Origin of the sequence: Rhizobacter sp., assembly GCF_031412075.1 — a bacterium.
In the GTDB taxonomy this organism is placed as follows: domain Bacteria; phylum Pseudomonadota; class Gammaproteobacteria; order Burkholderiales; family Burkholderiaceae_C; genus Rhizobacter.
Genome location: NZ_JANOCG010000612.1, coordinates 1 through 7,810 on the forward strand (window position 1 = coordinate 1; position 7,810 = coordinate 7,810).

The following is a 7,810-nucleotide window of genomic DNA, read 5'->3' on the forward strand; positions in this document are numbered from 1 at the left end:
CTTTCTTTGCCCCCTTTCTTTGTCGACACAAAGTACGCAAAGCGGGGATCTGCTCACTTTGAGAAGCAAAGTTATGCATATACCAAAGGGGGTCGGCCGACGGGACGAACTACAGGCGCGGACTCACGCAGTGCAGAAGACATGCGACAAAACGAGCAAGGCTTCGATCCGCGAAGCGGACCCAGTCCTGAGCTTGTCGAAGGGTCAGCCCGAACGGATGGTGATAAGCGAACCATCCTGGATTCCCGCCTCCTCGGGAGTGACAAGAACCTACGCAGCCCGCAAGTTGCGTTCAAAGAGGCTGAATAACCGCTCCCAGTGCCGCTCGGCCGCCGCCTTGTTATAAATGCCCACCCGCAACGGAAACACGAAGCCATGTTCCGCCGCCGGGTACCACTCAACACGGTGCGGCACCTTCGCAGCGGTGAAAGCTGCAGACAGCTGCTCGATGTGCGCTGGCGGCGCCCACTTGTCGATCTCGGCGCAGGCGAAATAGGTCTCGCAGCGAATGCGCGGCGCCAGGCGGTGAGGCGAATCGGGGCTGTCGGTCGCCATGTTGGCGCCGTGGATGGAGGCAATGCAGTTCAGCCGGTCGGCAAAGGCCGCCGCAGCCCACACCACGATCGGGCCGCTCATGCAGTAGCCCACAGCGCCGATGCGTGATGCATCGGCCCGGGGCTGCGCATCGACGTAGCTCAACATCGCGCGGGTGTCGCACTCGGTCGTGGCGGCGTCGAGCGAGGCCATGTGACCGAACATCTCGGCCATGCCGGCTTCGGTGCGCTCTTTCAGCCAGTAGTCGCGCGAGCGCCGGTAATAGAGGTTGGGCAGCACGACGAAGTAGCCCACGGCGGCAATGCGCCGCGCCATGTCGTGCAGCTCTTCGCGCTTGCCGGGAGCGTCCATGTAGAAGAAGACGACCGGGAAAGGGCCGCCCTCGTCAGGGCACACCACGAAGCTGTTCATGGCGCCGTCGGCGGTGGGGATGTCGATGTGTTGTTCGATCAAAACGGTCTCCTGAAGATTCAACGTGGCACGCGTGCAGCCACATCGGCGTCGAGCGCGCCCTCACCGCGCGCAATCGCCGCGTCAAACATCGCAGCCACGCCGGGCATCACAAAAAGATCGACTCCGCCACGTTGTGCTTCTTCGATCATCAGCCGCACGTCCTTGCGCGCCATCGCCACCTCGAACGACGGCTGCGTCACGTCGCCCGACTCGATGCGCGCCGCCCGCGCCGGCAACGTCTGCCCAGGGTTGAAGTGCTTGAACAAGGAAAACGCGTCGCTGGTCGAGATGCCGCTCGCATGCGCCAGGCGATTCACGTCGCCAAGCACGCCCATGATGCCAATGAGCGTGAGGTTGCCGAAGAGCTTGAACGCCGCCGCGCGCTCGGGCGCCTCGCCCAGGTAGATCACGTTGCCCGTCATCTGCTGCAGCGCAGGCAGCAGCGTGTCGTGGTGCGACTTGTCGCCCGAGACCAGCATCAAGCCCGTGCCTTCGAGTGCATTCGACGGGCCCATGAAGACCGGTGCGTGAACGAACATGCGACCGCGCGCATGCCAGCGTGCCGCACGTGCTGCGGTGGGCGTGGGCGCGGTGGTGGTGTGGTCGACGATCCAGGTGCCTTGCGCGAGCCTGGCAGCCAGCGGCTCCAGCACCGCGTCGACCGATTCGTCGTCGGCCAGGGAGAGGTGGATGCGCTCCACACCCTCGAGCGCCTGCGCCGGGTCGGCAAAGGCCTTGGCGCCATCGGCCTCCAGCGCTCGCGCCTTGGCCGGGCTGCGGTTCCAGACATTGACCTCATGGCCATTGGCACGAAAGCGGCGCACAAAACCAGACCCCATCAGGCCGGTTCCGAAAAAAGCGATCTTCATGGAGGTCTCCTTCAGCAATGCAGAGGCGCACGATAAGACAAATCCGGGAGAATCGCCGGCCAGCCCCCTCCTGCGAAAACAACACCATGAGCGACAACAAAGAAGCCCCCACCCTGCCCGACCGCCTGTCGACCGACCCGCGCAGCCCGCACCATGTGGCAGCCGTGTTCGAGCACGACATCGGCATCCGCCTCAACGACAAGGAACGCTTCGACGTCGAGGAGTACTGCATCAGCGAGGGTTGGGTCAAAGTGCCCGCCGGCAAGACCAAGGACCGCAAGGGCCAGCCGCTGATGCTCACCCTCAAGGGCCGGGTCGAGGCGTTCTACCGCTGACGGGCCACAGCCGCCCCGAGCGGGACGTTCAGAGCCGCACCAGCGCCTGCTGAACGGCTTCGTAGCTGATCGGCTTGGTGAGGTGCAGGTCGAAGCCGGCGCCCAGCGAGCGGCGCTTGTCTTCATCGCTGCCGCGGCCTGTCACGGCCACCAGCACCGCCGAGGCGTGGCGCGGGTCGCCTCGCAAACGGGAGGCCACTTCGTAGCCTTTCATGCCGGCCATCTCGATGTCGCAGAACACCGCCTCGGGCTGGAACTCGGCCGCCGCCAGGATGCCGGCGGGTGCGCTGTAGGCGCGGCGGGTCTGGTGCCCGTGCGCTTCGAGCAACATCGCGAGCGTGTCGGCAGCGTCGGTGTTGTCGTCGACGATCAGCACACGGATGTGCTTGTTGATGCTGGCCGTCAATGCCATCGAAGGGTGCGGCATCTCCATCGCTTCGTCATCGGCACACACCGGCAGGCGGATGGTGAACTTGCTCCCACAGTCAGGCCCCCCGCTTTGCGCCTCGACCGACCCATCATGCAGCTCCATCAGGCGGCGCACCAGCGACAGGCCAATGCCCAGACCCCCTTGCGAGCGGTCTAGTGTGCGGTTGACCTGGGTGAACATCTCAAACACGTGGTCGATCATGTTGTCGGGAATGCCCACGCCGCTGTCTTCCACGCTGACCAGCGCATCACTGCCTTGGCGTGACAGTTCCACGCGGATGCGCCCGCCATTGGGCGTGTACTTGGCAGCGTTGTTGACCAGGTTGCTTACCACCTGGGCCAGGCGCGAGGGGTCGCCAAACACCCAGACAGGCTCGTCGAACATCTGCACCTGCAAGCTGTGGTTGGCGGCGTCGATCATCGGCTGGCTGCCCTCGATCGCCAGGTTGACGACGGCGCGCATGTCGGCGCGCTCCTTGCGCAAAACCAGCTTGCCGGTGGAGATGCGCGACACCTCGAGCAGCTCGTCGATCAGCTTGACCATCTGGCCCATCTGACGCTCCATGATCTGGTGCAGGCGCTGCGTGCGCTCGTCGCCGCTGGCGCCCTTCGACAGGATGTGCAGGCCGGCGCGAATGGGCGCCAGCGGGTTGCGCAGTTCGTGCGCCAAGGTGGCGAGAAACTCGTCCTTTCGCTGGTCGGCCAGCATCAGCGCCTTCTCAGCACGTGCTTGCTGCAGCAGCTGGTCGCGGATGCGGTACTGCTTGCGCCGGTCGCGCAACGCCGACTGGATGGCGCTGACCATCGAGCGCGCCGTCACCGGCCGGTCCAGCACCGTCACGTTGTTCAGCGTCTCCAGCACGCGCACCGCCGCCTGCGGTACCTCGTTGGCTCGGATGAGGACGACCACCGGCACGTCAGACCACGCCGGTTGCCCGCGCAGCGCCGCCAGCAGCGCGGGCATCTCGGGCCGCACCAGCGCCGCTTCGGTGAGCATCATCGCGCCGACTCCCTGAGGGATCTCGGCGGCCAACATGGGCAGGTCGGCGCAGAGCACGCATGCGACGCCGGCCCGCACGAGCAGCTGGTGTGTCACCTCGCCGTCCCGCCGGGTCACCGGCAGAACCAGAACCCGTTGGTCGCTTGGTGTCGCGTCAGCGGGCATCGAGAGGCTGCCGCTGGGAGCGCTCGGGGATCGATGACGGCACATCCACCGGCACGCCCGTCAGCACCCCACGCAGGTGCATCAGCGGTTCACTGAGATGAACGCCTTTGCTGTCGAACCGCAGCTGGCGAATCGACTCTTCGTGCAGCCCGCTGCGCTTCTTGACGACCGAGATCGCCTTCTTCACGCTGCCCGCGTGTTCGTACATGCGGAACATGACCACGGCATCGGCGAGGTAACTCGCATCCACCGGTGAGCGCATCGTGGGCCCGAGCATGCCGCTCTGCGCTGCAATGAGGAAGGTGGCCACACCATGGTTGTTGAGGTACGACAGCAACTCGTGCAGCTGCGCCGTGAGGAACTTGTCTTCTGGCATGGCGTTGAGGTAGCCGTTCAGGCTGTCGATCACCACCACGCGCGCGCCGTCGCGCTCCACTGCTTGCCGCACCCTGTGGGCAAACTCGCCCGGCGAGATTTCAGCCGGGTCGATCTGCTGCACCATGATCTGCCCCGGCCCGACACCTTCGTTGATGGGCATGCCCAGGCCGCGCGCGCGCTCGAACAGAATCGCCTTGGCCTCCTCGAAGCCAAAGATGGCGGCATGCTCGCCACGCGCCGCAGCCGCCGCCGCGTACTGCAAGGCGATGGTCGATTTGCCCGAACCCGGCGGGCCCACCAGCAGGGTGGCCGTGCCGCGGTCGATGCCGCCGCTGAGCAATGAGTCCAGCATGGCCACGCCGCTTGCAATCGTCTCCCGCTTGAAGGGCACGCCGTGCTGCGACGAAGCCAGGCGCGGGAACACCGTGAGCCCACCACGGTTGATCACAAAATCGTGGCTGCCGCTGCTGAAATCGCTGCCGCGAAACTTCACCACCCGAAGCTGGCGCAGCGTGCGCCCATAGGCCGGTGTGTACGAATCGAGCGAGATCACGCCATGCGCAATGCTTTGCAGCTGCATGTCGGGCCCCTCGGTGGTGCGGTCGTCGAGCAGCAGCGCCGTGCAGTCGCGCCCCACCAGAAACTGCTTGAGGCCGAGAATCTGCCGCCGGTAGCGCAGCGAGCTCTGAGCCAGCAAACGCAGCTCCGACAACGAATCCAACACCATGCGCCGCGGCTTGAGCCGTTCCACCGCCTCCAGCGCCTTGCGCGTGGTGGCGTTCAGCTCCACCTCCGAGGGCTGGTACATCGTGAGGTCGCTTTCGCCGTCGACCTGCAGCTCGTCGGCCAGCAGTTCGAGAATCTCGATGCCGTCGAGCGACCAGCCGTGAGACGCCGCATTGGCGACCAGCTCGCTACGCGTCTCGGACAGCGTGACGTAGAGGCAGCTTTCTCCAGCGCGAGCACCGTTGATCAAGTACTCCAACGCCAGCGTGGTCTTCCCGGCGCCAGGGTTGCCGTCCACCAGATAAAGACGCCCGGCAATGAAGCCGCCGTGCAGCACTTCATCGAGCCCTGCAACCTCTGTGGGTGATCGCGTGATTCCTGCGGTGTTCATGTCTTTAGGTGGCGTGAAACTGAGAAAAATAATAGCGAAACGACCTGTTTTTGATCTGTAGGACGGCGCCTCGAACTTGTGTCAAATGACATACCTCCGCAGGCAGGTCAGGGCGGGCCGGGAAAGTTCGCGCTGTCGGCCGGGGCGCCCAGAGATACCATGGCCCGACACCCCCGTGGAACCCGACCGATGGACAGCCTCGACCTCCAAGTTCTGACCCAGGCCCGCCAATGGCATGCCGATGGCCATGCCGTTCGGCTGGTCACCGTGATCGAAACCTGGGGCTCGGCGCCGCGCCCGCCCGGCGCCCTGCTGGCCATGCGGGCCGACGGCCTGGTGGTGGGCTCGGTCTCGGGCGGCTGCGTCGAAGACGACCTGATCGAGCGGGTGCGCGGCGGTGATGAAGTCAAACAACCTTCGCTCGTGACCTATGGCGTCACCAAGGAAGAAGCTGCCCGCTTCGGCCTGCCCTGCGGCGGCAACCTGCGCCTGGTGCAGGAGCCGCTGCAAGACACCAGGTGGATCGACGAAGTGCTGGCCCGCACACAGCGCCATGAGCTGGTGGCACGCCGGCTCGACCTGCGCAGCGGCCAGGTGACGGTGGAAGCCGCCACGCGCGGCGATGAATTCAGCTTCAACGGAGACACCCTGCGCGCCCTCTTCGGCCCGCGCTGGCGCCTGCTCGTGATCGGCGCGGGGCAGTTGTCGCGTGTGCTGGCGCAGATGGCGCTGGCGCTCGACTTTGAAGTCATCTGCTGCGACCCGCGCGAGGAATACCACCTCACCTGGGACGTGCCCGGCACCACCTTCAGCCACAGCATGCCCGACGACCTGGTGGTCGAGCTGCAACTCGACCCGCACAGCGCGGTGGTGGCCGTCACGCACGACCCCAAGCTCGACGACATGGCGCTGCTCGAAGCGCTCAAGTCGCCCGCGTTCTATGTGGGCGCTCTGGGCTCGCGCAACAACACCGCGAAGCGCCGCGAGCGTCTGGCCTTGTTCGACCTGTCGGCGCAAGAGATCGACCGCCTGCACGGCCCCATCGGGCTCGACCTGGGCGGGCGCACACCGGCCGAGATCGCCGTGTCCATCCTGGCCGAGATCGTGGCGGTGCGTCATGGGGTGACGCTCACGCAGAAGAAGCCGGTGAACACATCCGAGGCCTGTGACACCCGCTCTGCATGATCCCCTGGCTGCGCCACCCGCTCGACCCGCTGCCCGACACACGGCTCGCCCTGCCGCCAGGCTCTGACGCCCCGGGCCTGCTCGCGGCCGGCGGAGAACTCACCCCTGCACGCCTGGCCGAGGCCTACAGCAAAGGGGTCTTCCCCTGGTACAGCGAAGGCCAGCCCATCCTGTGGTGGTCACCCGACCCGCGCATGGTGCTGTTTGTCGACGAATTCAAGCTCTCGCGCTCGCTGCGCAAGGCGGTGAAGCGCTTTGCAATGGACAAACGTTGCGAGATCCGCGTCGACAGCGCCTTTCGCCGCGTCATCACCGCCTGCGCCAGTACGCCACGAGACGGCCAGGCCGGCACCTGGATCGTGCCGGAGATGATCGACGCCTATTGCGACTGGCACACCCTCGGCACCGTGCACAGCGTCGAATCCTGGATCGATGGCCAACTGGTCGGTGGCCTGTACGGCATCAACCTCGGCCGCATGTTTTTCGGCGAATCGATGTTTTCGCACCGCACCGACGCGTCGAAGATCGCGATGGCCGCGCTGGTGTGCCTTTGCCGCCACCACGGCATCACCCTCATCGACTGCCAGCAACGCACCGGCCACCTGGCGTCGCTGGGCGCACGCGAGATCCCCCGCGGCGAGTTCGAGGCCCTCTTCACCCCACGGATCAGGGAACCGTCGGTGAAGGATTGGACCTATCATTTGGCGATGTGGGCGCACCTGGAAGTCGACCAGACCGACAGACCCAACCTGCCCACTCAGGAACCTGGCCCGTGACCCACCCGAAAGAGCTGCCGCTCTCATCGATCCAGTTCTACGCCACCGCGCCCTACCCGTGCAGCTACATCGCGGGCCGCATGGCGCGCTCGCAGGTGGCCACACCCAGCCACTTGATCCACGCCGATGCGTACTCCGGCCTGGTGGCCAACGGCTTTCGGCGCAGCGGCATGTTCACCTACCGCCCGTTCTGCGATGGCTGCCGTGCTTGTGTGCCACTGCGCATTCCGGTCAAGAGTTTCGAGCCCACCCGCAGCCAGCGCCGTGCCCTGAAGCAGCACGGCAACCTGCAAGCGCGTGTGCTGCGCCTGTGCTTCGTGCCCGAGCACTACCAGCTTTATCTGCGTTACCAGGCCGGGCGCCACAGCGGCGGCGGCATGGACAACGATTCGGTCGACCAGTACACCCAGTTCCTGCTGCAAAGCCGCGTCAACTCGCGCCTGGTCGAGTTTCGCGAGCCGTCGGTCGATGGCACGCTGGGCGCGCTGAAGATGGTGTCGATTCTCGACATCCTCAACGACGGCCTGTCGGCGGTATACACCTTCTAT

At 65.6% G+C, this 7,810-nt stretch carries 8 protein-coding genes; 4 read left to right on the top strand and 4 right to left on the bottom strand.

The window, feature by feature from the left end:
* Nucleotides 1-270 precede the first annotated feature (270 nt).
* The gene (locus tag RMO40_RS22590) at nucleotides 271-1,008 is read right to left on the bottom strand and encodes a dienelactone hydrolase family protein (protein WP_309725850.1); all 738 of its coding nucleotides are present in this window, start codon (nucleotides 1,006-1,008) and stop codon (nucleotides 271-273) included.
* A 17-nt stretch (nucleotides 1,009-1,025) separates the two neighbouring features.
* Nucleotides 1,026-1,877, bottom strand: a complete 852-nt coding sequence (locus RMO40_RS22595) for an NAD(P)-binding domain-containing protein (protein ID WP_309725851.1) — start codon at nucleotides 1,875-1,877, stop codon at nucleotides 1,026-1,028.
* Between the two features lie 86 nt (nucleotides 1,878-1,963).
* Here RMO40_RS22595 and RMO40_RS22600 point away from each other — a divergent pair, with 86 nt between their 5' ends.
* The gene (locus RMO40_RS22600; RefSeq protein ID WP_309725852.1) at nucleotides 1,964-2,212 is read left to right on the top strand and encodes a DUF3297 family protein; all 249 of its coding nucleotides are present in this window, start codon (nucleotides 1,964-1,966) and stop codon (nucleotides 2,210-2,212) included.
* Between the two features lie 28 nt (nucleotides 2,213-2,240).
* On the opposite strand, the gene RMO40_RS22605 is transcribed toward RMO40_RS22600, so the two are convergent.
* On the bottom strand, nucleotides 2,241-3,737 hold the full coding sequence (locus RMO40_RS22605; RefSeq protein ID WP_309725853.1) for an ATP-binding protein: 1,497 nt from the start codon (nucleotides 3,735-3,737) through the stop codon (nucleotides 2,241-2,243).
* A gap of 58 nt (nucleotides 3,738-3,795) precedes the next feature.
* The gene (locus tag RMO40_RS22610; protein ID WP_309725854.1) at nucleotides 3,796-5,301 is read right to left on the bottom strand and encodes an ATPase domain-containing protein; all 1,506 of its coding nucleotides are present in this window, start codon (nucleotides 5,299-5,301) and stop codon (nucleotides 3,796-3,798) included.
* Between the two features lie 189 nt (nucleotides 5,302-5,490).
* On the opposite strand from RMO40_RS22610, the gene RMO40_RS22615 reads away from it, so the two are divergent.
* From RMO40_RS22615 to RMO40_RS22625, 3 genes are all read left to right on the top strand, one after another.
* A complete protein-coding gene (locus RMO40_RS22615) occupies nucleotides 5,491-6,486 on the top strand; it encodes an XdhC family protein (RefSeq protein WP_309725855.1) in 996 nt (331 codons plus the stop codon).
* On the top strand, nucleotides 6,483-7,262 hold the full coding sequence (gene aat, locus RMO40_RS22620) for a leucyl/phenylalanyl-tRNA--protein transferase (protein ID WP_309725856.1): 780 nt from the start codon (nucleotides 6,483-6,485) through the stop codon (nucleotides 7,260-7,262). The genes RMO40_RS22615 and aat overlap by 4 nt, the downstream gene beginning before the upstream one ends.
* Nucleotides 7,259-7,810 (top strand): arginyltransferase (locus tag RMO40_RS22625; protein WP_309725857.1); only part of this gene is annotated, 552 nt, incomplete at its 3' end. The genes aat and RMO40_RS22625, both read left to right, overlap by 4 nt.